Below are 22,357 nucleotides of genomic sequence, written 5' to 3' on the forward strand. Positions count from 1 at the left end.
CCTTCCGGGTGACGCGGCCCGCTGGCGTAGGTGCGCATACTGGGGCGCACGGGAGGTACCCACGGGACACACGCGCACGGAAGGGCAAGGCAGAAGCAGGTGGCGGAGCCGGACGGGGTGGGCCGCAAGCCGCGGTCGGACGAGGCGAGGGGCGTGTTCGCGCCCGACGGGCGAGGCGGGAGCGAGTCCGCCACGACCCTGGCCCTGCCCGCCCCCGCGAGCGTGGGCACGCCCGCGGCGGTCGGCGGCGAGTCGTCCACGACGTCGGAGTTCGCGGTCCCCGAGGGCCTGGCGGTGCCGGCGGCCGGTGCCGACTCCGAGACGACGTCGGAGTTCGCCCTCCCGGAGGGCCTGCAGGTCCCGCAGCCGCCCGCCGCCGAGCCGGACGGGTCCGCGTTCAGCCCGCCGAGCACGTACAGCACCCGCAGCGCCCCGCCCGCCTTCACGCCGCCCTCCGGGATTCCCGCGGTGCGGCTCACCAAGGAGGCGCCCTGGCAGGACCGGATGCGCGCGATGCTGCGCATGCCGGTGACCGAGCGGCCCGCGCCGGAGCCCGTCCAGAAGATCGGCGAGTCGGGTCCCGCCGTGCCGCGCGTGCTCGACCTCACCCTCCGCATCGGCGAACTGCTGCTGGCGGGCGGCGAGGGTGCCGAGGACGTGGAGGCGGCGATGTTCGCGGTCTGCCGGTCCTACGGCCTGGACCGCTGCGAGCCGAACGTCACCTTCACCCTGCTGTCGATCTCCTACCAGCCGTCCCTGGTGGACGACCCCGTGTCGGCCTCGCGGACGGTACGCCGCCGGGGCACCGACTACACCCGCCTGCAAGCCGTGTTCCGGCTCGTGGACGACCTCACGGACCCGGAGACCTCCATCTCCCTGGAGGACGCCTACCGGCGGCTCGCCGAGATCCGCCGCAACCGGCACCCCTACCCCGGCTGGGCGCTGACCGGGGCGAGCGGACTGCTAGCTGGTGCGGCCTCCATGCTCGTGGGCGGCGATCTGATCGTGTTCGTCGCGGCCGCGCTGGGCGCGATGCTCGGCGACCGGCTCGCGTGGCTGTGCGCGGGCCGCGGACTGCCGGAGTTCTACCAGTTCATGGTGGCCGCCATGCCGCCGGCCGCGATCGGTGTCGCGCTCACGCTGGCCCATGTGCCCGTGGCCGCCTCTGCGGTGATCACCGGTGGGCTGTTCGCGCTGCTGCCCGGCCGGGCCCTGGTCGCGGGCGTGCAGGACGGGCTGACCGGCTTCTACATCACCGCGGCGGCGCGCCTGCTGGAGGTCATGTACTTCTTCGTGGGCATCGTCGCCGGCGTCCTGGTGGTCCTCTACTTCGGGGTGAAGCTGGGCGCCGAACTCGACCCGAACGCGGCATTGCACCTCGCCGAGCGGCCGGTCGTGCAGATCGTGGCGTCGATGCTGCTGTCGCTGACGTTCGCCGTACTGCTCCAGCAGGAACGATCCACCGTGCTGTGGGTGACCCTCAACGGCGGCGTCGCGTGGTGCGTGTACGGCGCGCTGCACTACCCGGGCGGGCTGTCGCCGGTCGCCTCCACGGCTGTCGCGGCCGGGCTGGTGGGTCTGTTCGGGCAGTTGCTGTCGCGCTACCGGTTCGCGTCCGCGCTGCCGTACACGACCGCGGCGATCGGGCCGCTGCTGCCGGGCTCCGCCACGTATTTCGGGCTGCTGTCCATCGCCCAGAACAACGTCGACAAGGGCCTGGTGTCGCTGGCCAACGCGGTGTCCCTGGCGATGGCCATCGCGATAGGGGTGAACCTGGGGTCGGAGATCTCCCGGCTGTTCCTGCGCTTCGGGTCCGCCGGGGGGCGCCGGGCCGCCAAGCGGACTCGAGGGTTCTGACAACCGCCGGGTGGTGAGCGCCGGGGAACGCGCGCGACCCTAGTAGCCCTGGTTGTACGGGTACCGCTGCTGCGGCTGCTGGTACTCCTGCGGCGCCTGCTGCCGGTACTGCTGGGGGTACTGCTGGGGGTACTGCTCCTGCGGGTACTGCTCCTGGGCGTACTGCTCCTGCGGGTACTGCTCCTGGGCGTACTGCTGCTGCGGGTACTGCTGGTAGTCGTAGCCCGAGCCCTGGTTCTGCGTCTGGATCTGGTTCTGGTTGCCGTACTGCTGCGGGTACTGGCGGTCCGGGGAGATGCGGCGCAGCTGGGTCGTCGCGTCGTCCATGACCGGGGGCTGGGGCTGGTTCTGGGCCTGGGGGTGGGGCTGGGGCTGCGGCGCGTTCTTCTTCGACTGGGAACGGGCCCGCAGGAACTCGATGATGATCGGGATCACCGAGACGAAGACGATCAGGATCAGGATCAGCTCGATGTTCTTGTGGACGAACGGCACGTTGCCCAGCCAGGAGCCCAGCAACGTGACGCCCGCGCCCCACAGGACGCCGCCGATGACGTTGAACACCAGGAACGAGCGGTACTTCATGCCGCTGACGCCGGCGATGATCGGCGTGAACGTGCGCACGACGGGCACGAAGCGGGCCAGCACCAGGGACTTCGGACCGTGCTTCTCGAAGAACTCGTGCGCCTTGGTGACGTTCTCCTGCTTGAAGAGGCGGGAGTCCGGGCGCCTGAAGAGCGACGGGCCGACCTTCTTGCCGAACATGTAGCCCGCCTGGTCGCCCAGGATCGCGGCGAGGCAGATCAGGACGATCGCCCCCCACAGCGGGAACTTCATCGTCCCCGCGGTGATCAGCAGGCCGCAGGTGAACAGCAGCGAGTCACCCGGCAGGAAGAAGCCGATGAGCAGGCCCGACTCGGCGAAGACCACCAGGAGCAGACCCCAGATGCCGAAGGTGTCGAGCAGGTGGTTCGGATCCAGCCAGCTCGGTCCGAGGGCAAGCGACATCACGGTTCCGGGCTCCTGAGGGATGAGGGGACGTACGTACGGCGTCCTGGGGCGGCCGTCACGCAGGCACTGGCCGGACAAAGCTATCAACGCACAGTGTCCCCGGCAGGTTCCCCCGGTGTCCCCGCAATGCACTGTGCGGGAACTTGGTCACAGCTGTGCGCCCCCTCATCCCCCACGGCTGCTCAGCCCTCGTGGCGGGCCGCGTTCGCCACGATCGCGTCCCTGAGGTGCCCGGCGAGCCCGGGGCGCATGGAGTCGTAGTACGCCTTGAAGCGCTCGTCGGAGATGTACATCTCCGCGAAACACCGGTGCATCTCGTACGGGACCTCGAAGTACCACCTGCTGATGTGCTGACGGTGTTCCTCGGCCAGGTCCATCGCGCGCTCACCGGTCGGCGGTTCCCCAGCGGTCATCAGGGCGACGTAGCGCTCCTCCCAGGCATCGGCCTCGGCCTTGATGCGCTTCCAGTCGTCCTTGGTGTAGCGGGCGGCGCGGCGCTGCGACTCGGCGTACGCCTCCGTACCGCCCCAGCGCTGCTCGGCCTCCTCCGCGTACTGCTCCGGGTCCTTCTCCCCGAAGACCTCGAACCTCTCCTCGGGCGTGAGGTTGATCCCCATCTTCTGTGCCTCCATGGCGTGCTCCACGGCCGCCGCCATCTTCCGCAGCTTCTCGATCCGGTCCGTCAGCAGCGCGTGCTGGCGCCGCAGGTGCTCCTGCGGGTCCGTGTCCGGGTCGTCGAGCAGGGCGGCGACCTCGTCGAGCGGGAAGCCGAGTTCTCGGTAGAACATGATCTGCTGCAGCCGGTCGAGGTCGGCGTCGCCGTAGCGCCGATGACCGGCGTACGTGCGCTCACTGGGTGTGAGAAGGCCGATCTCGTCGTAGTGGTGCAGCGTGCGCACGGTCACACCGGCGAAGCCGGCCACCTGGCCCACCGAGTAGCTCACTTCCGCTCCCTTCTGGGTACGTGCCCCAGCCTCTGCCCTCACGTCGCGTGAGGTGCAAGGGGATACGCCTGCACTGCGGACGGAACCATGATTCGTTGAACCATCGAGACCGGCGACAAGGAAACGGACGCGTCACCGGCTCCGCCTACGCGATGGGAGACGCGACACCATGCCCCTCCACACCGGCCCGGGGAAGCCCGAAGAGCGCCCGAGGACGATGAACCCCTTCTACGGGGAGGCGAATCCGGTCGTCGAGATGACCGAGGCGCCGCCCAGGCACCGGCTGCCCGCGGGCCCGATGCTGCCCACGACCGCCTACCAACTGGTCCACGACGAACTGATGCTGGACGGCAACTCGCGGCTGAACCTCGCCACCTTCGTCACCACCTGGATGGAGCCCCAGGCCGGCGTGCTGATGAACGAGTGCCGGGACAAGAACATGATCGACAAGGACGAGTACCCGCGCACCGCCGAGCTGGAGCGCCGCTGCGTGGCGATGCTCGCCCACCTGTGGAACGCGTCGGACCCGGAGGCGGCAGTCGGCTGTTCGACCACCGGGTCCAGCGAGGCGTGCATGCTCGCCGGGATGGCGCTGAAGCGGCGCTGGGCGCGGCGGAACGCGGACCGCTACCCGTCCAGGGACGCCCGTCCGAACCTGGTGATGGGTGTGAACGTGCAGGTCTGCTGGGAGAAGTTCTGCAACTTCTGGGAGGTCGAGGCGCGCCAGGTGCCCATGGAGGGCGACCGGTTCCACATCGATCCGCAGGCCGCCGCCGACCTGTGCGACGAGAACACGATCGGGGTCGTCGGCGTCCTCGGCTCCACCTTCGACGGATCCTATGAGCCGATCGCGGAGCTGTGCGCGGCTCTGGACGCCCTCCAGGAGCGCACCGGTCTGGACATCCCCGTGCACGTGGACGGCGCCTCCGGGGCCATGATCGCGCCGTTTCTCGACGAGGACCTGGTGTGGGACTTCCGGCTGCCGAGGGTCGCCTCGATCAACACCTCCGGGCACAAGTACGGGCTGGTCTACCCGGGCGTGGGCTGGGCGCTGTGGCGGGACGACGAGGCCCTGCCCGAGGAACTCGTCTTCCGCGTCAACTACCTGGGCGGCGACATGCCGACGTTCGCGCTGAACTTCTCCCGGCCCGGGGCCCAGGTGGCCGCGCAGTACTACACGTTCCTGCGGCTCGGCCGGGAAGGGTACCGGGCGGTCCAGCAGACCACGCGGAACGTGGCGCGGGGCCTCGCCGAGCGGGTGGAGGCGCTCGGCGACTTCCGGCTCCTCACCCGCGGCGACGAGCTTCCGGTGTTCGCCTTCACGACGGCACCGGACGTGGAGGCGTACGACGTCTTCGACGTCTCGCGGCGGCTGCGCGAGTACGGCTGGCTGGTGCCCGCGTACACCTTCCCCGCCAACCGGCAGGACCTGTCCGTCCTGCGCGTCGTGTGCCGCAACGGCTTCTCGACGGACCTGGCGGACCTGTTCCTCGAGGACCTGACCCGCCTGCTGCCCGAACTCAGGCGCCAGCCGTACCCGCTCACCCGTGACAGGGAGGCGGCCACGAGCTTCCACCACTGAGCCGCCGCTCGCCGGCCCGGCTCACCCCGCCTGTGCCAGGGCCACCAGTTCGAACGCCGTCTTCCCGTCGAGGGACTCCCGGAGGATGTCCGCGTGCCCCGCGTGCCGGGCCGTCTCGCGGATCAGGTGGAGCATCACCCAGCGCATCGAGACCCGCTCGTCCGGCGGGAACCAGGGGTCGTTCGGCAGCGGGAAGGTGTCGTCGAGGCTCGGCACGGCGCGGATGAACGCCTCGGTCCCGGCCGCGACCTCCTCCCAGTACGCGAGCTGTGAGGCGACCGTCTCGCCGTCGAGGAGCTGGAAACACTCGTGCCAGTTCGACTCGTCCCGCTTGACCGCGGGAGGCTCCCCCTTGGCGCGGGCGATCCAGGTCTGTTCGACCTCGGCGACATGCTTCAGCAGGCCGCCCAGGGACAGCTCACTGGCGCTCGGGCGGGTCCTGGCCTGCTCCTCGGTCAGCCCCAGCACCGCCCGGCGGATCCCGCCGCGCTGTTCCTGAAGGAACGACAGCAGCGCCCCTCGCTCGTCTCCCTGCGCCTCGGCTCGTACGTGCGTGACCATGGCTGCCGCCTCTCGTCGGTCCGGTTCTCCCTGACACCCACGACGCTACGGGCCCTTGCGGTCAGGTTCTGTCCGCAAGGGCCCGTCACTTTCGCGGAGACTAGAAGGGGAACGCACTCCGCCCGTGCTGGATCGAGATCCACTTCAGCGTGGTGAAGGCGTCCAGCGTCGTCTCGCCGTTCAGGCGGCCGATGCCCGAGTTCTTCTCGCCGCCGAACGGGACCAGCGGCTCGTCGTGGACCGTGCCGTCGTTCACGTGGAACATGCCCGTGTCGATCTGCTGGGCGAAGGCGACGCCGCGCTCGACGTCGGAGGTGTGGACGGCGCCGCTGAGGCCGTACGGGGTGTCGTTGACGAGGCGGACGGCCTCCTCCTCGCCGTCGAAGGGGATGAGGAGCGCGACCGGGCCGAAGATCTCCTGCCGCAGGATGGGCGAGCCGGCGGGGACGTCCGTGAGGACGGTCGGCTCGACCAGGTTGTCGGTGGTCGCGCCGTGCACCAGCGCCGTGGCGCCCTCGGCGATCGCCTGCTGCACCACACCGGTGATCGCGTCCGCCTGCGAGGAGTTGATGACCGGGCCGATGACGGTCTCCGCGTCGCGCGGGTCGCCCGCCTTCAGCGACTTCACCTTGGCGACGAACTTCTCGGTGAACTCCGCCAGCAGCGAGCGATCCACCAGGACGCGGTTGGCGGCCATGCAGACCTGGCCCTGGTGCACGTACCGGCTGAAGACGGCAGCGTCGACCGCGTAGTCGACGTCCGCGTCGTCCAGGACCACCAGCGCGCTGTTGCCGCCGAGTTCCAGGACCGAGCGCTTGAAGTGGGCGGCGCAGACGGTCGCGACATGGCGGCCGACCTTGTCGGAGCCGGTGAAGGAGATCACCTTCGGGATCGGGTGCTCCAGGAACGCGTCGCCTATCTCCGCTATGTCGGTGATCACCACGTTGAGCAGTCCGCCCGGGAGTCCCGCGTCCTCGAAGATCTTTGCGACCAGGGAGCCGCCGACGACCGGCGTGTCCTGGTGCGGCTTGAGGACGACGCCGTTGCCGAGCGCGAGCGCCGGGGCGACCGACTTGATCGCCAGCAGGAACGGGAAGTTGAACGGGCTGATCACACCGACGACCCCGACGGGCACGCGGTAGAGGCGGTTCTCCTTGCTGTCGACGGGCGAGGGGAGGATCTTGCCCTCGGGGCGCAGCACCAGCTGGATCGACTCGCGCAGGAACTCCTTGGCGAGGTGCAGCTCGAAGGCGGCCTTCAGCCGGGTGCCGCCCAGCTCCTCGATGATCGCCTCGGCGATCTCGGCCTCGCGGTCCTCGAGGAGCGCGAGCGCCTTCTCGAACACCGCGCGGCGGACGTAGGGGTTGGTGGCGGCCCACTCCTTCTGCGCGGCCGCGGCGGCCCGGTAGGCCTCGTCGACCTCCCCGACCGTGGCTATCGTGATCGACGCCAGCTTCTCGCCGTCGTACGGGTTGAAGTCGATGATGTCCCAGGAGCCGGTGCCCGGGCGCCACTCACCGCCGATGTACTGCCGAGCCAGATCGGTGAAGTAGGACGACGACATGTGATCCCTCAATCCCTATGCAGCCGAAGCAGACACCCGTTTCCGCACCCGCGCTCACGACACGGCTGATCGGGCGTCATCGTACTTGCGGCGACTGGGAGTTGGAGGGCTCCTGGGGATACTCCCGGTAAGACTCTCAGGAAAGCTGGAGCAGCCCCCGCAGCAGATCGCGGCTTTCGTCCGGGCCGGGGCTGTCCTGCTGCAGCTCCTTCATCGCGGCCTCGTACTGGGTCACGTCCTCGCGTTTGTCCAGGTAGAGCGCGCTGGTGAGCTGTTCCAGGTACACCACGTCGGACAGGTCGGACTCGGAGAAGCTGAGGATCGTGAAGGAGCCGCTCTCACCGGAGTGCCCGCCGAGGCTGAACGGCATGATCTGCAGCCGCACGTTGGGGCGCTCGGAGATGTCGATCAGATGCTGCAGCTGGCCGCGCATCACCTGCCGGTCGCCGTAGGGGCGGCGCAGGGCGGCCTCGTCCAGGACGACGTGGAACTGCGGGGCGTTCTCCGACACGAGGTACTTCTGCCGCTCCAGGCGCAGCGCCACCCGGCGGTCGATGTCCTCGGCGCTCGCGCCCTTCATGCCCCGGGAGACCACCGCGTGCGCGTACGCCTCGGTCTGCAGCAGGCCGTGCACGAACTGGACCTCGTAGGACCGGATCAGATGCGCCGCGCCCTCAAGGCCGACGTACGTCGGGAACCAGTTGGGCAGGACGTCCGAGTAACTGTGCCACCACCCCGCGACGTTGGCCTCCTTCGCGAGGGAGAGCAGGGACGTGCGTTCGGCCTCGTCGGTGATCCCGTACAACGTCAACAGGTCCTCGACATCCCGCGTCTTGAAGCTCACCCGTCCCAACTCCATGCGGCTGATCTTCGACTCGGAGGCGCGGATCGAGTAGCCGGCCTGCTCCCTGGTGATGCCGCGCGCCTCCCGCAGGCGCCTGAGGTGGGATCCCAGCAGAATGCGCCGCACCACCGAACCGCTCGAGTCCCCAGCGCTCACTTCGTCAGCCTCCCCAACGTCCTTCAGATCGCGCAGTCTGCCACTAAAACACTCCGAGCTGTACTCGTGCGGTTACAGAAATGGAAAGGAGACAAAGATGAGGCACAGGGAGAGAGGAGAGAGGGCAAGCAAGAGGGAAGAAAGTGGCTGAAGAAATAAGGGGAAAGCGGTACGGGAGCGGCCAATTCCGGCGCGTGCACGTGCATCTGCCCTTGCATCTGCTTGTCTCATCCGAAACCATGGTTCCGCGCCACCGCTGCATCGCCACGACCGCGAACACCCGGGAGTGCCTCGCATGGGGACGAATGGATCGACCATGCTCGAGCCCTTACGGCAGGGACTTCCGCCGCTCGATCCCGCGGCCGTGTCCAGCGCCGCCTCCTGCGCCCTGCCCGCCCGCCTCGAAGCGGTGCGCGAGGCACGGCGGTTCACCCGGGCCACGCTCGGGCAGTGGGATGTGGGCGAGCGTTTCGACGACGTCTGCCTGGTGGTCTCCGAACTCGTGACCAACGCCCTGCGCCATGCCCTGCCGGCCTCCGCCGTGCGCCCGGGCGAGCAGGACCCGCCGGTACGACTGCACCTGATGCGCTGGACCACGCGTCTGGTGTGCGCCGTGCGCGACCCCAGCCATGACAGTCCGGTCGCGGGCGACTCGGAGGACTGCTCGGCCGAGTCGGGCCGTGGGCTGTTCCTCGTCGAATCGTTCGCCGACAGCTGGGGCTGGCACCCGCTGGCGGGCACGCTGAGCGGCAAGGTGGTCTGGGCGCTGTTCCGGCTGTCACCGGCACAGGTGTCTCCCGAGTGATGTCTTGCGGCACTTTCGGGTGCCCGAGTTCTACGCGTGTTACACGCCTGCGGCGCCCCAAGTCGCCGCAGGCGTCCGCTTGTTGCGTTCGCACGCGTTTCGACGCACCACTGCACCGGCCCTGTCGCGACGGGAGACGTCGACCGCTCCCGTGATCCACCCGGGGCGCACGCCGGTGCGGCGTGTCACGCGATCAGATGGTCGAACTCGCCGTCCTTGATGCCCAGCAGCATCGCCTGGATCTCCGCGCGGGTGTAGACCAGCGCGGGCCCGTCGGGGAAGCGCGAGTTGCGCACCGCCACCTCTCCCCCGGGCAGCCGGGCGAACTCCACGCATGACCCTTGGGAGTTGCTGTGCCGGCTCTTCTGCCAGGCCACTCCCTCCAGCTCCGTCGCAGCCATGCCGTTGTACACGTCGTCCACGTCGCACACGTCGTGGTCCACAGGTCGCTCCCCGGGTGGTGCAGTGGCTGGTATGGCCATTGATGCAGCGGTCAACTTCCCCGGATCATAACCCTGTTCACATGCAGATGCAGGAGCAGATGCACGTGCACGCGGGGTGGTCCTGCGGTTACAGCTTTTACAGTTCCTTGACTACGCTCTGACTGCGGTCTGGCTACAGTCGGTCAAGCGCCTGCCCCAGAGCTCGCACCACATGCGAACTCCAGCCCCCGTGCATGATCTTCCGCGCCATCATCTGTGCCGGGTCGTCCGGGTCGAACCCTTCGTGCACTAGGAAGAGACGCGTTCCACGGCCTTCCTGTTCCAATGTCCATGTGATGGTCCAGTCCGCGGGGTTGGCCGGGTCGGCGTCGGCCCAGCGGACGCGCAGCATCCGTTCGGGCTCGTAGGCGAGAACCCGCACCTCGACGGTGCCGGAGAAGCGCGCATTGGGCCGCGGCACCGACGTCATCGTGTAGCGGTGGCCGACCTCGAGCCGGAAGTTCTCGCTGCCGGGCATCTGCCACTGGGCGAGCAGGGCGGGCTCGGTGAGCGCGCGCCAGACCTTGGCGGGCGGGTGCGGCAGGAACTGCTCGACACGGACGGTGGTGAGATCGTCGTCTGCGGTGCTCATGGCTGGTCATCGTCGGGCATGCGGTCGAGCAGATCGCCCAGGTCCCTCAGCGCCTCGCGCCAGAACCGCTCGTAGGGATGGAGCCAGTCCTGCACCTCGGCGAGCGGCACGGCCCGAAGGCGGTAGATGCGCTGCCGGCCGGAGCGCTGCTCGGAGACGAGACCGGCCTCGCGCAGCACCTTCAGATGCTCCGACAGACTCGGGCGGCGCATGGCGAAGTGGTCGGCCAGGGCCTGGACGGGCTGCGGCCCCTTCTCCCGCAGCAGGCGCAGCACCTCGCGGCGCGTGGCGTTGGCGAGCGCGGCGAAGACGCGGTCCTCGGCGGCGGTGCCCGCCCCGGCCCCGGTGGTGGTCATGGCGGTCTTCCTATCCGTGAGCCTCCGTCAGCAGCATCAGACCGTTGCCGTCCGGGTCCCGGAAGGACGCCATCCGGCCCCAGGGGAGATCGTCCGGGCCATCCACAAAGACCCCCGCCTCAGCCAGGCGGGCGCAGTCGGCGTCGACATCGGTCGTGACCAACATGATCCCCCGGGCGCTGCCGGGCTCGAAATCGCCCATCCCCGGCCCGGAGAGCGTGAAGACGGTCTGGGCGCCCTCGGGGGCGACCTGGAGCCAGCGTCCCGGGGGCACGTCCAGGTCCGCGGTGACCTGGAACCCGAGGACGTCGGTGTAGAAGCGCAGAGCGCGGTCCTGATCGGTGACGGGGAGGGTGACGAAGGAAGCGTGCGTGATGGTCATGGACGCACAATAGGTAGGGGATTTCCTACCCGTCAAATGTAGGAGATCCCCTACCTATGGGGGTCGGCGATGTCCTGGTAGCTTGCCAACGGCCGTCCCCATGACGTCATCGGCACCCCTGGGAGACTTCAGTGACCACGGCGACCCAAGTCACGCGTCGGCAGGCCCGCGTCACGCTCACGGCCGCGGGCTGTGCGGCCGCGCTCGTGCTGACCGGCTGCAGCAGCGACTCCGGCGCCTCGGGCGGCGGCGCGTCGGCCACGCCCAGCGCCTCCTCGTCCTCGGCTTCCGCGGACGACGGCGGGAGCTCCGCCTCCTCGGCGGGGAAGGCCGGGAAGCTGGAGGGGAGCTGGCTGGCCACGACCGGAGGCAAGGCCGTGGCCCTGGTGATCAACGGCAGGCAGGCCGGGCTCTTCGCGATGGGCGGGACCGTGTGCAGCGGGACTGCGGGCGAGGAGGCGGGCATGCAGATGATCCACCTCAAGTGCACCGGCGGCAGCAAGAGCCGCGGCACCGGCATGGTCGACTCGGTCACCTCCAGCAGCATGAAGGTGACGTGGGAGGGCGGCGTCGGCACGGAGACGTACACCAAGGCGGAGGGCGGCAAGCTCCCGAGCGGGTTCCCGACGGCGAGCCTGGGGTAGTGACGCGCACCGCGCCGGCGGTCCGAGCCGCTTGCGCTCGCCCCTCGGCCCAGCACGCTCGCCCCTCGGCCCCGCACGCGCGGCCTCCCTCAGCGCCGGCAGCCGGCTCGTTCCGCCGGCGTACGGGAGGCACGAGCGAGGCATACGGGACGAAGGGCGACAAGCGCGCCCGACGGCGACCACGGTAAGCGGAGGGCGCGCAACGGGAGCCCGCACACCTGCGTGATGATCCATGAGCACCATCACGAACCAGAGGAGCCCGATGCGCGCCCTTCCCGTCCGTCTCGCCGTCACCGCCCTCGTGGCGGCCCTGGCGCTGACCGCCTGTGACAGCAGCAACAACAGCGGCAGCGCCGACAAGAGCGGCGACAGCGGCAAGAGCAAGAACACCGCCGAGTGCACCCTCGGCATCAAGGTCGGCCCCGCCAACGCCGCCACCACCGCCGGCGACACCGGCAACGTCCCGGTCACCCTCACCAACGACGGCAGCCGCCCGTGCTCCTTCGACGGCTTCCCGGGCATCGAGCTGACCGGCGGCGACACCGGCTGGAAGGTGCCCGACCAGGAGGGCGCGAACCCGGAGAAGGTGACGCTGCAGAAGGGCGACACCGCGACCTTCACGATCACGTACGTGCGCGGGAAGTCCGGCGGCACCGACAGCGCCGCGGCGAAGAACGTGAAGATCACCATTCCGGGCGCCGGTGACGCGCACAGCTACCCGTGGTCGTACGGCGAGGTGGCGCTGAAGGGCGGGAAGAGCCCGGACGCCTCGGTGAGCCCCATCCAGGTCGCGGGCGACTGACGCGACGTTCAGGGGAGCCGGGGCCGCCCCGTGACCTGGGCACGGTCGGCGGCCGCGGCCCCCTGCTCCCATCCGGCCGCGTCGCTGACGCCCCGCAGCCGGGTGGTGACCGTGTCGGGGAACATCTCCTCCATGCGGTCCGCGACGGCGACGTCCCGGGCGGCGAGCACCGGCAGCAACTCGCCCTCGCCGCCGGTCACCTGTCCCTCGGCCTCCTCGGCGGCGGCGCGGAGCCGATCGCCGATGCGGTGCGCGTAGGCGGCCAGGAACGACTGCCGGAACGTCTTCGTGCGCCTCCGGCCGCCCTTGCGCTGTGCCGCCTCCGCCTTCGTCATCGCGGTGGTGGCCTGCACCAGCAGCGAGGTGTAGAGGAGTTCGACGGCTTCCAGGTCGGGCTCGAATCCGACGACCGTGGAGAAGCCGAGCGCGTCGTGCCACACGGCCCGGCAGCGGTTCGCGGCGGCCACGGCGTCCAGGAGCACCGCCTTGGCCGTCTCGTACGGCGGATCGACGCCTATGCGGCAGGCGCCGGGTGCGTCCCCGGTGTGCGTACGGGCCGCGAGCAGCGCCTCGTCGATGCTGTGCCGCGCCATCAGTTCCTGTGCCTTGGCGCTGAGCGCCTCGGCCTCCTCCGGGTATCCGGTCGCCTCCGCCTTGGCGAGCAGGGCGCGGATGCGGGTGAGCATGCGGGACTCCGGCTGCCGCGGGGCGGCGGAGGGCCGGGGCTCGTCGAGGGGTTCGAGGACGGGCAGGCGGAGCAGCAGGCGGTACAGCTCCAGGACTGCGGTGGCGTGGGAGAAACGGTCGGGGCCGCGCTGAGGTTCGCCGTCGAGTTCGCCGAGTTCCTTCAACTGGGCGGCCCAGCGTGGCGTGGGGGCGGGCCCCTGTCCCGCCTCGCCGAGGATCAGCTGCGACACGAGCCGTACGTGCATCTCGTCCAGCTCGCGGCGTACGAGGCGGACGACGTCGGCGGGCTGCCAGCCGCGCCGCCAGGCCGCCGCGACGAACTCCTGCCCGCGCCGGGTGAGTTCCCCGTCGGCCGCGGGGTCGGCGGCGAGCAGTGAGGCACCGGTGTCGAGGGCGGCGTCGGTGTCGTCGTAGAGGGCTGCCCGCAGGGCGCGGTCCACGGTGGTCGTCGTACTCACACGGTCGATCGTGACATGCGGAGGCGCCCGCCCGATTGTCAACTTCGGGTTGACACCTCTGGGGTGTCAACTTACGGTTGACACATGACGGTGAATCCCTACATCTCAGCGAACCTGCGTCTCGACGACCTCATCGACGCCATCAAGAAGGTCCACACCGACGCCCTCGAGCAGCTCCAGGACGCCGTGATCGCCGGGGAGCACCTCGGCGACGTGGCCGACCACCTGATCGGCCACTTCGTGGACCAGGCCCGGCGTTCGGGCGCCTCCTGGACCGAGATCGGCAAGAGCATGGGCGTCACCCGGCAGGCGGCCCAGAAGCGCTTCGTGCCCAAGGAGTCCGCGGACCTCGACCCCAGCCAGGGCTTCAGCCGCTACACCCCGCGCGCGCGGAACGTGGTCATGGCCGCGCACAACGCGGCGAAGGACGCCGGCAACGCCGAAACCGTCCCCGCCCACCTGGTGCTGGGGCTCCTCAGCGAGCCGGGGGCGCTCGCCGCCAAGGCGATCACCGCGCAGGGCGTCTCCCTGGACGCGGTGCGCGAGGCGGCGGCCGCGGCGCTCCCGGCCCCCGCCGAGGACGTCCCGGAACTCGTCCCGTACGCTCCGGCCGCCAAGAAGGCCCTGGAGCTGACGTTCCGCGAGGCCCTTCGCCTGGGCCACAACTACATCGGCACCGAGCACATCCTCCTCGCGCTCCTCGAGCTGGAGAACGGCGAGGGCCCGCTCAGCGGTCTCGGCATCGACAAGGCGACGGCCGAGGAGAACGTCAGGAAGGAGCTGACCGAGATCACCGACGCCCTCAAGGCCCGTGAGAAGAAGGACTGAGAGCGCCTTTCCGCAGGTCAGCCCCGATTGTCAGACCCCCCTGCCAGACTCGCAGCATGACCGGGCGCTGGGCTCTCGCTCCGGCCGGGGACGGTGGCGTGGAGGTCGCCGCCCTCGGCCCGGACGGGCTGCTCGCCGGGCCCGTGGTCAGGGAGGAGGACCTCGCCGGGGCCGTGCGCACGCGGCCCGAGGTCACCCGGTGGGTGTGGCGGTCCACCGCCGACGTCCAGCCACGTCTGCTCGCCACGGGGGTGCGAGTCGACCGGTGCTACGACGTCGAGGCCGCCGAGGCCCTCCTCCTCGGCCACGAGGGACGCCTCGGCGAGCCCCGGTCGGCCGCCGCCGCGCTGGCCCGGCTGCGCGGCGGCCCCGTACCGCCCGATCCGCCTCCGCGCTCCGCCGAGCCCGGCTCGCAGTCCTCCCTGTTCGAGCCGAGCCCCGTCCACGTCCCCCTGAGGGACCTCGTCGAGGTCTACGCCGACCAGCAGCGGCGGCACGACACCACCGCGCACCCGGACCGCATGCGGCTGCTCACCGCCGCCGAGTCGGCCGGCATGCTGGTGGCCGCCGAGATGCACCACGCGGGCCTGCCGTGGCGCGCGGACGTCCACCGCGAGGTGCTGCACGAGCTGCTCGGCGAGCGGTACGCGGGCGGGGGCGAGCCCCGGCGCCTGGCCGAACTGGCCGACGACGTGTCCGCCGCCTTCGGCCGCCGTGTCCGTCCCGACCTGCCCGCGGACGTCGTCAAGGCGTTCGCCCAGGCCGGGATCAAGGTGCGCTCCACCCGCCGCTGGGAGATCCAGTCCGTCGACCACCCCGCGGTGAAGCCGCTCCTGGAGTACAAGCGGCTGTACCGCATCTGGGTCGCCCACGGCTGGTCCTGGCTCCAGGACTGGGTGCGCGACGGCCGCTTCCGCCCCGAGTACCTGCCGGGCGGCACGGTCACCGGCCGCTGGGTCACCAACGGCGGCGGCGCCCTGCAGATCCCCAAGGTCATCCGGCGCGCCGTGGTCGCCGACCCCGGCTGGCGGCTGGTCGTGGCCGACGCCGCCCAGATGGAGCCGCGCGTCCTCGCCGCGATCTCCCGCGACCCGGCGTTCATGGAGGTCGCCGGCCGCGACGACGACCTCTACCAGTCGGTGTCCGACCGGGCGTTCTCCGGCGACCGCGCCCAGGCCAAACTCGCCGTGCTCGGCGCGATCTACGGCCAGACGTCGGGTGACGGCCTGAAGAACCTCGCCGCGCTGCGCCGCCGCTTCCCGAAGGCCGTCGCCTACGTCGACGACGCGGCCCGCGCCGGTGAGGAGGGCCGGCTGGTGCGCACCTGGCTGGGGCGTACGTCGCCGCCGGCTGCCGGGGCGTCCGACGACGCTGCGGAGGAAGCGGGCATTCCGCAGGAGGACACGGCACCGGCCCCGACCGACGAACCTCACCAGTGGATGCCGGGGTACGCCTCCACCAACTCCCGCGCCCGGGGCCGCTTCGCACGCAACTTCGTGGTGCAGGGCAGCGCCGCCGACTGGGCGCTGCTGATGCTCGCCGCGCTCCGCCGCAGCTGCGCGGGCCTCGCCGCCGAGCTGGTCTTCTTCCAGCACGACGAGGTGATCGTGCACTGCCCGGCGAAGGAGGCGGAGACGGTGGCCGCGGCCATCCAGGAGGCGTCGGACCTGGCGATGCGGCTGGCGTTCGGCCAGACACCGGTACGGATCCCGTTCACGACGGCGGTGGTGGAGTGCTACGCGGACGCCAAGTGAGGGCGGCGCGGCACCGAGGGCGCCGAGTGGCGGCGCCCGGCCGGTCTCACCTCTGCGCCAGCAGTTCCCTCAGCTCCCCCGCCACCGGACTGTCCGTGCCCTCCAGGGCCGAAAGAGCCGCCTCCCACTGCCGGCGGGCCTCCTCGGCGTCGCCCTCGGCCCGGCACAGCAGGCCCAGCTGGTGGCGGGCGAGCCCCTCGGTGTAGCGGTCGCCGCGCCGGGCGGCGAGGCGCAGCAGCTCATCGCACTCGTGCGCGGCCCGCCCGGCGTCCCCCTGTTCCCGCAGCGCCCGCACCAGGCCCAGCCGGGTCTGGGACTCGCCCGGCCAGTGGCCGTGCCCACCGAGGATGCGCAGGCTCTCCTCGAAGTGGGGTACCGCGGCATCCGGTTCGCCGAGCGCGAGATGGGCGAAGCCCATGTTGCAGTGCGCGGAGTGACGGACGATCACATGGCCGATCCGCTCGCCGATCTCCAGGCTGCGGCGGTGGTGGCCGATGGCGCCCCGCGGGTCCGTGTGCTCGTACAGGTTGCCGAGGTTGCTGTAGGTGATGGCCTCCTGCATCGGGTCGTTGAGCACACGCGTGTACTCCAGGCACTGCCTGAGCGCCTCACCGGACTCCTCGTACCGCCCGAGGACCCCCAGCAGCAGCCCCCGGTTGTTCAGGCCACGGCACAGGCAGGAGAGATCGCCGAGCCGCCGCCAGATCTCCAGCGCCTCGTCCAGCAGGGAGAGCGCGTCGTTGCCCCGGCCCTTCAGCAACTGCACCCCGGCCATGTCCAGCAGCGCGTAGGCCTCCGCCGGCGCGTCCGCGAGGCCCCGCGCCCCGCGCAGGGCGGCGCGTACGAGCGCCTCCGACTCGGCGACGCGGCCGCGGCGCTGCAGCGGGGAGGCGATCATGCGGACGAGCAGGGGCACATGGGCGGAGGTGTCCGCGTGACGCTCCACGAGCGCGACGATGTTCTCCAGTTCGAGGACGATCCAGTCGGCGGCGGCCTCGGCCGAGCCGAAGGCGGGCACGGACGCCACGTCCGCCGTGTGCGTCCGGGGCTGCGAGGGGGTCGCCCGGAGCCGGTCCGTGCGCTCGGTGCCCGGCTCGACCAGCGCATCGAGGGCGCGCGTGGCCATCGCGGCGTACCAGCGCAGGGCGAGCTCGGCGCCGGAGCGCTCCGGCTCGAGGCCCTGTTCGCTCGCCATGGTCTCATGGGCGAAGTCCCGGACGAGGTCGTGCGGCGCGTAGCAGCCGTAGGCGGTCTCCTCCAGCAGGGCGACGTCGACCAGGCGGTCGAGGGCGGCCTCGGCGCGGCGTTCGTCCGTGCCGAGGAGGCGGGCGAGGAGGGGCGCGCCGTAGCCGGGCAGGTCCAGGGCACCGATCCGGGCGAGGGCGCGTGCCGCGTCCCGGTCGGCCTCGCGGTCGGAGGCGCGCAGCGCGTCGTGCGCGACGGCGAGCGACCGGCGCACGCTCAGGTCGTCGTACTCCAGATGGTGCAGCCGCCCCTCGGTGGCGGCGAGTTGACCGGCCAGCGTGTCAGGGGTGAGCGCGCGGCGGGCGGCGAGCCGCGCCGCCACGATGCGCAGGGCGAGCGGAAGCCGCCCGGCGAGTTCGACGAGCGGGTGCCCGGCGTGCAGCCCGTCCCGGCCGGAGACCACGCGCAGCAGGGCCGCACTGTCCTCGTCGCTGAGCGGGGCGAGCGGGACCCGGTGCGCGCCGTCGAGCGCGGTGAGCGGGGAGCGGCTGGTCACGATCACCGCGCAGCCCGGGCCGCCGGGCAGCAGTGGACGCACCTGGGCGGCGTGCGCCGCGTCGTCCAGCACCATCAGGGTGCGGGTCGGGGCGAGCAGTGAGCGGAGCAACGAGGCGGCGGCGTCGGGGTGTTCCGGGATGCGATGCGACTCGGCGCCGAGGTCGCGCAGCAGCGCGGCGAGCGCCTGCCCGGGGGTGAGCGGGGTCATGCCGGGGGTGGCGCCGTGCAGATTGACGTAGAGCTGGCCGTCGGGGAAACGTTCCCGCAGTCCATGCGCCACATGCAGGGCGAGCGCGCTCTTGCCGACCCCGGCCATACCGCTGACCACGGCGATGCCGGGCGCGTCGCGTTCTGCGGCGAGGAACCGCAGCAGGTCCTCGCGGACGGCTTCGCGGCCGGTGAAGTGCGCGGGAGCGGGCGGGAGTTGGGCGGGCCTGGGCGTTTTCGTACGGTCGGTGCCCGGGTGGTGGTCGGCGTACGCGTCGTCCGCCTGCGGACCGTGCGCTCCCGTCCCGTCGCCGCTCGCGGCCTGCCCCTCCCGGAGGATCTCCAGATGCGCCTCGCGCACCGCAGCGCCTGGCTCGACGCCGAGTTCCTCGATGAGACGGGCCCGCAGGTCGCGGTGGACGGCCAGGGCCTCCGCCGGGCGGCCGGTGCGGTGCAGGGCCAGCATCAGCAGCCGGTGGAACCCCTCCCGCAGCGGATGCTCGGCGACCAGCGCGGCCAGCTCCGGCACGAGGCTCCCGAACCGCGCCCCGCCGAGCTGCAGTTCCGCGTCGTACCGCCACTCCAGGACGAGCAGCCGCGCCTCCTGAAGCCGCTGCACCAGCGCATGCGCTCCGGTCTCGTGAGGCAGCCCGCTGAGCGGGGTGCCACGCCACAGCGCGAGCGCGTCGGACGCCTCGCGCACCGCGCCCTCCCAGTCCCGCGCGGCGTGCGCGACGCGGGTCGCGATCAGGTGTTCCTCGAAGACGCGCACGTCCAGCTCGCCGTCGTCGACGCGCAGCAGATAGCCGGGCGGCACGGCGCGCAGCCGCTCCGGGCCGTCGTCGCCGAGCAGGCGGCGCAGCCGGGTGACGTGGTTCTGCAGGGACGCCTGGGCGGAGGCCGGCGGCGCGCCGCCCCACAACGCGTCCTTCAGGGCCTCGACCGAGACGACCCGGCCGGGCTCCAGCAACAGCGCGACCAGCAGGGCGCGCACCTTGGCACCGCCGATCGCGCGCACCTCGCCGTCGGCGCCGTACACGACGGGCGGACCCAGCAGTCCGAACCGCAGCCCGTCCCGCATCGCCGCCCCGTCGCCCTTCTTCCCCCTGGCTCTCGGCCTCGCTCGAGCAGGGGCGACCCCGATGGCACGCTCGCCGTGCCTCGCCTCACCGCGCGGCACGACCGCCGCGTAACGCCTGATCGCGCGGCCCGACCGCCGCGTCCCGCCGTCGGATCGCGTCGACGGACGGCCCGTTCTTGTCGGACCGGCCCACAACTCCTCGTGCAACGGGCCAGCTCACGGCTTCCTCGCCAGCCGTTGGCCCCATATTAGCGATCTGTTGGCGTGGCCTGATGTGATCCTTTCATCGGATCTGGCCCGACGGCGCGCGCGTTCACGCGTAGCTCGGGGGAGTGTCGCCGCCGTGGCCGGATCCGGGATCGCACGAGGACCCGGTCGGTGGAGGTGAACGACCGGGTCCTTCGTCGTCTCCGCGAGCGCGGGGGCCGCCTCCATGGGGTGTGCCTGCCCACCACCGCGCGGGCTACTCCTCAGGCGTCCCGCAACTGGGGCGTCCCGCATGACCGGGGCTCCTGGCTCATCCGGGGGTCTCGGGTCATCCGGAAGTTCCGTCTCATCCGGAGATTCCGGGCCATCCGGGGGTTTCGCCTCATCCGGGGTTTCCGAGTCATCCGGGGCTCCCGGGTCATCAGAGGTTCCGTAACCGGGGATTCCGGATCGTCCCGGAACCCTCAGATGACCGGCGGCCGGCCGAGCCTGGTGAGCCGCCACACCGTGCGCCAGCGCATGGGCCGCCGTACGCCGCCGGAGCTCCGCAGCCCCTCCACGAACCCGCCGAACCAGGCCTTCAGCCCGCCGACCGACCGGGTGCGCAGGAGGGTGACGGCGATCCAGACCCCGAGGTGGACCGGGATGAGGGGAAGCGGCAGCCGACGCCGTACGAGCCAGACGCGGTTGCGGGCCGTGACGCGGTAGTAGACGGCGTGCCGGGCGGGTGAGGTCTTCGGGTGCTGGAGCAGCAGCTCCGGCGCGTACAGGATGGTCCACCCGGCGTCGGCGGCCCGCCAGGCCAGGTCGGTCTCCTCGTGCGCGAAGAAGAACTCCGCGGGCCAGTCGCCGGTCTCGGCGAGCATGGCCATGGACAGCGCGTGCCCGCCGCCGAGGAAGCCGGTCACCTCCCCGCCGCGCATCGGGTCGGCGGCCCCGACCCGGGGCACGTGCCGCTGCTGGGTCTCGCCGTGCTCGTCGGCGATGCGGAAACCGACGATGCCGAGCCGGGGGTCGGCAGCGTACAGGTCCCGTACGCGGCGCAGCACGTCGGCGTCCACGAGCAGCCCGTCGTCGTCGAGTTCCACCACGACGTCGACGTCCCCGAACTCCCGCAGCCGGGCGAGGGCCACGTTGCGGCCGCCGGGGCAGCCGAGGTTCTCGTCGGTCTCGATGCAGGTGACCTCGCCGGGGAGGTCCAGGCGCTCGGCGAACTCGGGCAGTGGGCAGCCGTTGCCGATGATCACGATGCGCGAGGGGGCGAGGTCCTGCTTGGCGACGGACCTGAGGAGCGCGTCGACCTCGTCGGGCCGGTTGCCCATGGTCACGACGGCGACGGCGATCCTGGGCCTCTGCTCCTGCTGCGGCTGCGCCTGCGACACGACACCCACCCCATCCCCACCGACAACTGTCCACGCGATGCTAGCCGTTCACCAAGAGGACGCCCGGGTGTCCGCCGGTTCTCCCCGCACCGGACGACTTTCCGGGGCGTACGCGACGGAATGGGGCGCGCGGCCACGCGGCGCCCTCCCCCGGACCCGCATGTACGCTGGCCGCAACCGCGCGGCAGCGCAGCGCACCACAGCAGCACGAGCGAGCACACGAGAAACACGAGAAAGGGGACGGAGGATCGGAGCCCGCCGCGGACCGTGACTCCCACAGCCCATGCCGTCCAACCCCCGGGCCGGGTCGCCCAAGGAGATCTCCAGCCCGAGCAACCCGCACGTCAAGGAACTCGCCGCTCTCCGCCGCCGGCGCAGCAGGCAGGCCGCCGGAGTGACCCTCGTGGAGGGGTACGAGGAACTGGACCTCGCACTGCGGGCCGGTGTGCGCCCCCGTGAGCTGTACTTCTGCCCCGCGCTGACCGGCGGGTCCGACCCGCGGAACGTGGTGGCCCGTGCGGCCGAGCGCGGCGCCGCCCTGTACAGCCTCAGCAGGCAGGCGTTCGACAAGGCGGCGTACCGCGAGGGCCCGGACGGCTGGCTCGCCGTCGTCCCGGACATCGAGACCGACCTCTCCCGCATCGAGGTCGACGACCGGTCCCTCTTCCTGGTCTGCGAGAGCGTCGAGAAACCCGGCAACCTGGGCTCGATGCTGCGCACCGCGGACGCGGCCGGAGTGACCGCGGTCATCTCCGCCAACCCGGTGACCGACTGGGGCAACCCCAACGTGATCCGGGCCAGCAAGGGCACGGTGTTCGCCGTCCCGATCGCCTCGGCCGACTCCGAACAGGTCATGCGCTGGCTCGCCGACCACGAGGTGAACGTCGTCGCCACCACCCCCGACACCGACGTACTGATGGCGGACGTCGACATGACCGGGCCCACGGCGATCCTCGTCGGCAGCGAGAAGTACGGGCTGTCGGACCGGTGGCTGGGAGGCAGCCACACGAAGGCCAAGATCCCGATGTTCGGCCAGGTGGACTCGCTCAACGTCGGGGTGTCGGCGGCGCTTTTCACCTACGAGGCCGTACGGCAGCGGATGGCGTCGGGCCGACGCTGAGGCGGGGCGGCCAACGTCCCGCCGGTGAAGGGCAGTTCCGGCCAGGCCCCTCCCGTGGTCGCCGCCCTCCGGTACATCCGGTACAGCCGTGCGCCCGTGGTCGCCGCCCTCCGGTACATCCGGTACAGCCGTGCCCCCGTGGTCGCCGCCCTTCGCTGCACCCGTGCGCCCGCACCCGGGACACGGCGATGCGTTACCTGCCGCAACTCGATTCCGCGGCACGAGCGTTAGGGATCCGCCCACTCGCAGGGAAGGCACCCGGTGACGTAGGCGAAAACGTTAAGCATCTGTGGCCTGTGAGACTGGTGAAG

At 71.4% G+C, this 22,357-nt stretch carries 20 protein-coding genes; 8 read left to right on the forward strand and 12 right to left on the reverse strand.

Annotated features, from left to right (window positions below; translation table 11 throughout):
• Positions 1-99 precede the first annotated feature (99 nt).
• The gene (locus tag ACIRC0_RS16360; RefSeq protein WP_403616657.1) at positions 100-1,857 is read left to right on the forward strand and encodes a threonine/serine exporter family protein; all 1,758 of its coding nucleotides are present in this window, start codon (positions 100-102) and stop codon (positions 1,855-1,857) included.
• Between the two features lie 39 nt (positions 1,858-1,896).
• Here the strand turns inward: ACIRC0_RS16360 and ACIRC0_RS16365 are convergent, their stop codons facing one another.
• Both ACIRC0_RS16365 and ACIRC0_RS16370 read right to left on the reverse strand, forming a co-directional pair.
• Positions 1,897-2,865, reverse strand: coding sequence for a DedA family protein (locus ACIRC0_RS16365; RefSeq protein ID WP_403616660.1), 969 nt, complete (start codon positions 2,863-2,865; stop codon positions 1,897-1,899).
• A 182-nt stretch (positions 2,866-3,047) separates the two neighbouring features.
• Positions 3,048-3,809, reverse strand: coding sequence for a MerR family transcriptional regulator (locus ACIRC0_RS16370; RefSeq protein WP_403616662.1), 762 nt, complete (start codon positions 3,807-3,809; stop codon positions 3,048-3,050).
• 169 nt (positions 3,810-3,978) lie between these two features.
• Between ACIRC0_RS16370 and ACIRC0_RS16375 the strand changes: the two genes are divergently transcribed.
• Positions 3,979-5,391, forward strand: coding sequence for a glutamate decarboxylase (locus tag ACIRC0_RS16375; protein ID WP_403616665.1), 1,413 nt, complete (start codon positions 3,979-3,981; stop codon positions 5,389-5,391).
• A 21-nt stretch (positions 5,392-5,412) separates the two neighbouring features.
• Here ACIRC0_RS16375 and ACIRC0_RS16380 read toward each other — a convergent pair whose 3' ends face one another.
• The 3 genes from ACIRC0_RS16380 to ACIRC0_RS16390 form a co-directional block, all read right to left on the reverse strand.
• Positions 5,413-5,952, reverse strand: coding sequence for a DinB family protein (locus ACIRC0_RS16380; protein WP_403616668.1), 540 nt, complete (start codon positions 5,950-5,952; stop codon positions 5,413-5,415).
• Between the two features lie 100 nt (positions 5,953-6,052).
• The gene (locus ACIRC0_RS16385) at positions 6,053-7,516 is read right to left on the reverse strand and encodes an aldehyde dehydrogenase family protein (RefSeq protein WP_403616671.1); all 1,464 of its coding nucleotides are present in this window, start codon (positions 7,514-7,516) and stop codon (positions 6,053-6,055) included.
• Between the two features lie 136 nt (positions 7,517-7,652).
• A complete protein-coding gene (locus tag ACIRC0_RS16390) occupies positions 7,653-8,489 on the reverse strand; it encodes a helix-turn-helix domain-containing protein (protein WP_403617344.1) in 837 nt (278 codons plus the stop codon).
• 343 nt (positions 8,490-8,832) lie between these two features.
• On the opposite strand from ACIRC0_RS16390, the gene ACIRC0_RS16395 reads away from it, so the two are divergent.
• Positions 8,833-9,321 (forward strand): ATP-binding protein, encoded by a 489-nt coding sequence (locus ACIRC0_RS16395; RefSeq protein WP_403616674.1) that lies wholly within the window; start codon positions 8,833-8,835, stop codon positions 9,319-9,321.
• A 185-nt stretch (positions 9,322-9,506) separates the two neighbouring features.
• Here ACIRC0_RS16395 and ACIRC0_RS16400 read toward each other — a convergent pair whose 3' ends face one another.
• The 4 genes from ACIRC0_RS16400 to ACIRC0_RS16415 all read right to left on the reverse strand — a co-directional run bounded on the left by ACIRC0_RS16400 (position 9,507) and on the right by ACIRC0_RS16415 (position 11,133).
• Positions 9,507-9,764 carry a DUF397 domain-containing protein gene (locus ACIRC0_RS16400; RefSeq protein WP_200422377.1) on the reverse strand — a complete coding sequence of 86 codons (258 nt, stop codon included), beginning with the start codon at positions 9,762-9,764 and terminating at the stop codon, positions 9,507-9,509.
• A gap of 172 nt (positions 9,765-9,936) precedes the next feature.
• Positions 9,937-10,395, reverse strand: coding sequence for an SRPBCC domain-containing protein (locus ACIRC0_RS16405; protein WP_403616676.1), 459 nt, complete (start codon positions 10,393-10,395; stop codon positions 9,937-9,939).
• Complete coding sequence (locus ACIRC0_RS16410) at positions 10,392-10,751, reverse strand: ArsR/SmtB family transcription factor (RefSeq protein ID WP_403616679.1); 360 nt, start codon at positions 10,749-10,751, stop codon at positions 10,392-10,394. The genes ACIRC0_RS16405 and ACIRC0_RS16410 overlap by 4 nt, the downstream gene beginning before the upstream one ends.
• Before the next feature lie 10 nt (positions 10,752-10,761).
• Positions 10,762-11,133 carry a VOC family protein gene (locus ACIRC0_RS16415; RefSeq protein ID WP_403616681.1) on the reverse strand — a complete coding sequence of 124 codons (372 nt, stop codon included), beginning with the start codon at positions 11,131-11,133 and terminating at the stop codon, positions 10,762-10,764.
• A gap of 131 nt (positions 11,134-11,264) precedes the next feature.
• On the opposite strand from ACIRC0_RS16415, the gene ACIRC0_RS16420 reads away from it, so the two are divergent.
• Together ACIRC0_RS16420 and ACIRC0_RS16425 are read left to right on the forward strand one after the other, a co-directional pair.
• A complete protein-coding gene (locus ACIRC0_RS16420; RefSeq protein WP_403616684.1) occupies positions 11,265-11,777 on the forward strand; it encodes a hypothetical protein in 513 nt (170 codons plus the stop codon).
• A gap of 232 nt (positions 11,778-12,009) precedes the next feature.
• Complete coding sequence (locus tag ACIRC0_RS16425) at positions 12,010-12,579, forward strand: DUF4232 domain-containing protein (RefSeq protein WP_403616687.1); 570 nt, start codon at positions 12,010-12,012, stop codon at positions 12,577-12,579.
• Between the two features lie 8 nt (positions 12,580-12,587).
• On the opposite strand, the gene ACIRC0_RS16430 is transcribed toward ACIRC0_RS16425, so the two are convergent.
• Positions 12,588-13,724 (reverse strand): DUF2786 domain-containing protein, encoded by a 1,137-nt coding sequence (locus ACIRC0_RS16430; protein WP_403616690.1) that lies wholly within the window; start codon positions 13,722-13,724, stop codon positions 12,588-12,590.
• An 84-nt stretch (positions 13,725-13,808) separates the two neighbouring features.
• Between ACIRC0_RS16430 and ACIRC0_RS16435 the strand changes: the two genes are divergently transcribed.
• A complete protein-coding gene (locus tag ACIRC0_RS16435; RefSeq protein WP_403616693.1) occupies positions 13,809-14,552 on the forward strand; it encodes a Clp protease N-terminal domain-containing protein in 744 nt (247 codons plus the stop codon).
• 56 nt (positions 14,553-14,608) lie between these two features.
• Positions 14,609-16,306: a bifunctional 3'-5' exonuclease/DNA polymerase gene (locus ACIRC0_RS16440; RefSeq protein ID WP_403616696.1), complete on the forward strand. Its 1,698-nt coding sequence runs from the start codon at positions 14,609-14,611 to the stop codon at positions 16,304-16,306.
• A 46-nt stretch (positions 16,307-16,352) separates the two neighbouring features.
• Here ACIRC0_RS16440 and ACIRC0_RS16445 read toward each other — a convergent pair whose 3' ends face one another.
• Both ACIRC0_RS16445 and ACIRC0_RS16450 read right to left on the reverse strand, forming a co-directional pair.
• Complete coding sequence (locus ACIRC0_RS16445; RefSeq protein ID WP_403616699.1) at positions 16,353-19,337, reverse strand: BTAD domain-containing putative transcriptional regulator; 2,985 nt, start codon at positions 19,335-19,337, stop codon at positions 16,353-16,355.
• 671 nt (positions 19,338-20,008) lie between these two features.
• A complete protein-coding gene (locus tag ACIRC0_RS16450; protein WP_403616702.1) occupies positions 20,009-20,926 on the reverse strand; it encodes a glycosyltransferase family 2 protein in 918 nt (305 codons plus the stop codon).
• 283 nt (positions 20,927-21,209) lie between these two features.
• Here ACIRC0_RS16450 and ACIRC0_RS16455 point away from each other — a divergent pair, with 283 nt between their 5' ends.
• Complete coding sequence (locus ACIRC0_RS16455) at positions 21,210-22,046, forward strand: RNA methyltransferase (protein WP_403616704.1); 837 nt, start codon at positions 21,210-21,212, stop codon at positions 22,044-22,046.
• Positions 22,047-22,357: the final 311 nt, after the last annotated feature.

This window comes from Streptomyces sp. NPDC093984, assembly GCF_044764595.1.
Taxonomy (GTDB): domain Bacteria; phylum Actinomycetota; class Actinomycetes; order Streptomycetales; family Streptomycetaceae; genus Streptomyces; species Streptomyces cynarae.

Bases quoted from the DNA above. Each gene is read 5' to 3' on its own strand.
- ACIRC0_RS16375 (WP_403616665.1), top strand. From the start codon at position 3,979: ATGCCCCTCCACACCGGCCCGGGGAAGCCCGAAGAGCGCCCGAGGACG.
- ACIRC0_RS16380 (WP_403616668.1), bottom strand. From the start codon at position 5,952: ATGGTCACGCACGTACGAGCCGAGGCGCAGGGAGACGAGCGAGGGGCG.
- ACIRC0_RS16385 (WP_403616671.1), bottom strand. From the start codon at position 7,516: ATGTCGTCGTCCTACTTCACCGATCTGGCTCGGCAGTACATCGGCGGT.
- ACIRC0_RS16395 (WP_403616674.1), top strand. From the start codon at position 8,833: ATGCTCGAGCCCTTACGGCAGGGACTTCCGCCGCTCGATCCCGCGGCC.
- ACIRC0_RS16405 (WP_403616676.1), bottom strand. From the start codon at position 10,395: ATGAGCACCGCAGACGACGATCTCACCACCGTCCGTGTCGAGCAGTTC.
- ACIRC0_RS16410 (WP_403616679.1), bottom strand. From the start codon at position 10,751: ATGACCACCACCGGGGCCGGGGCGGGCACCGCCGCCGAGGACCGCGTC.
- ACIRC0_RS16415 (WP_403616681.1), bottom strand. From the start codon at position 11,133: ATGACCATCACGCACGCTTCCTTCGTCACCCTCCCCGTCACCGATCAG.
- ACIRC0_RS16425 (WP_403616687.1), top strand. From the start codon at position 12,010: ATGAGCACCATCACGAACCAGAGGAGCCCGATGCGCGCCCTTCCCGTC.
- ACIRC0_RS16435 (WP_403616693.1), top strand. From the start codon at position 13,809: ATGACGGTGAATCCCTACATCTCAGCGAACCTGCGTCTCGACGACCTC.
- ACIRC0_RS16440 (WP_403616696.1), top strand. From the start codon at position 14,609: ATGACCGGGCGCTGGGCTCTCGCTCCGGCCGGGGACGGTGGCGTGGAG.
- ACIRC0_RS16445 (WP_403616699.1), bottom strand. From the start codon at position 19,337: ATGCGGGACGGGCTGCGGTTCGGACTGCTGGGTCCGCCCGTCGTGTAC.
- ACIRC0_RS16455 (WP_403616704.1), top strand. From the start codon at position 21,210: ATGCCGTCCAACCCCCGGGCCGGGTCGCCCAAGGAGATCTCCAGCCCG.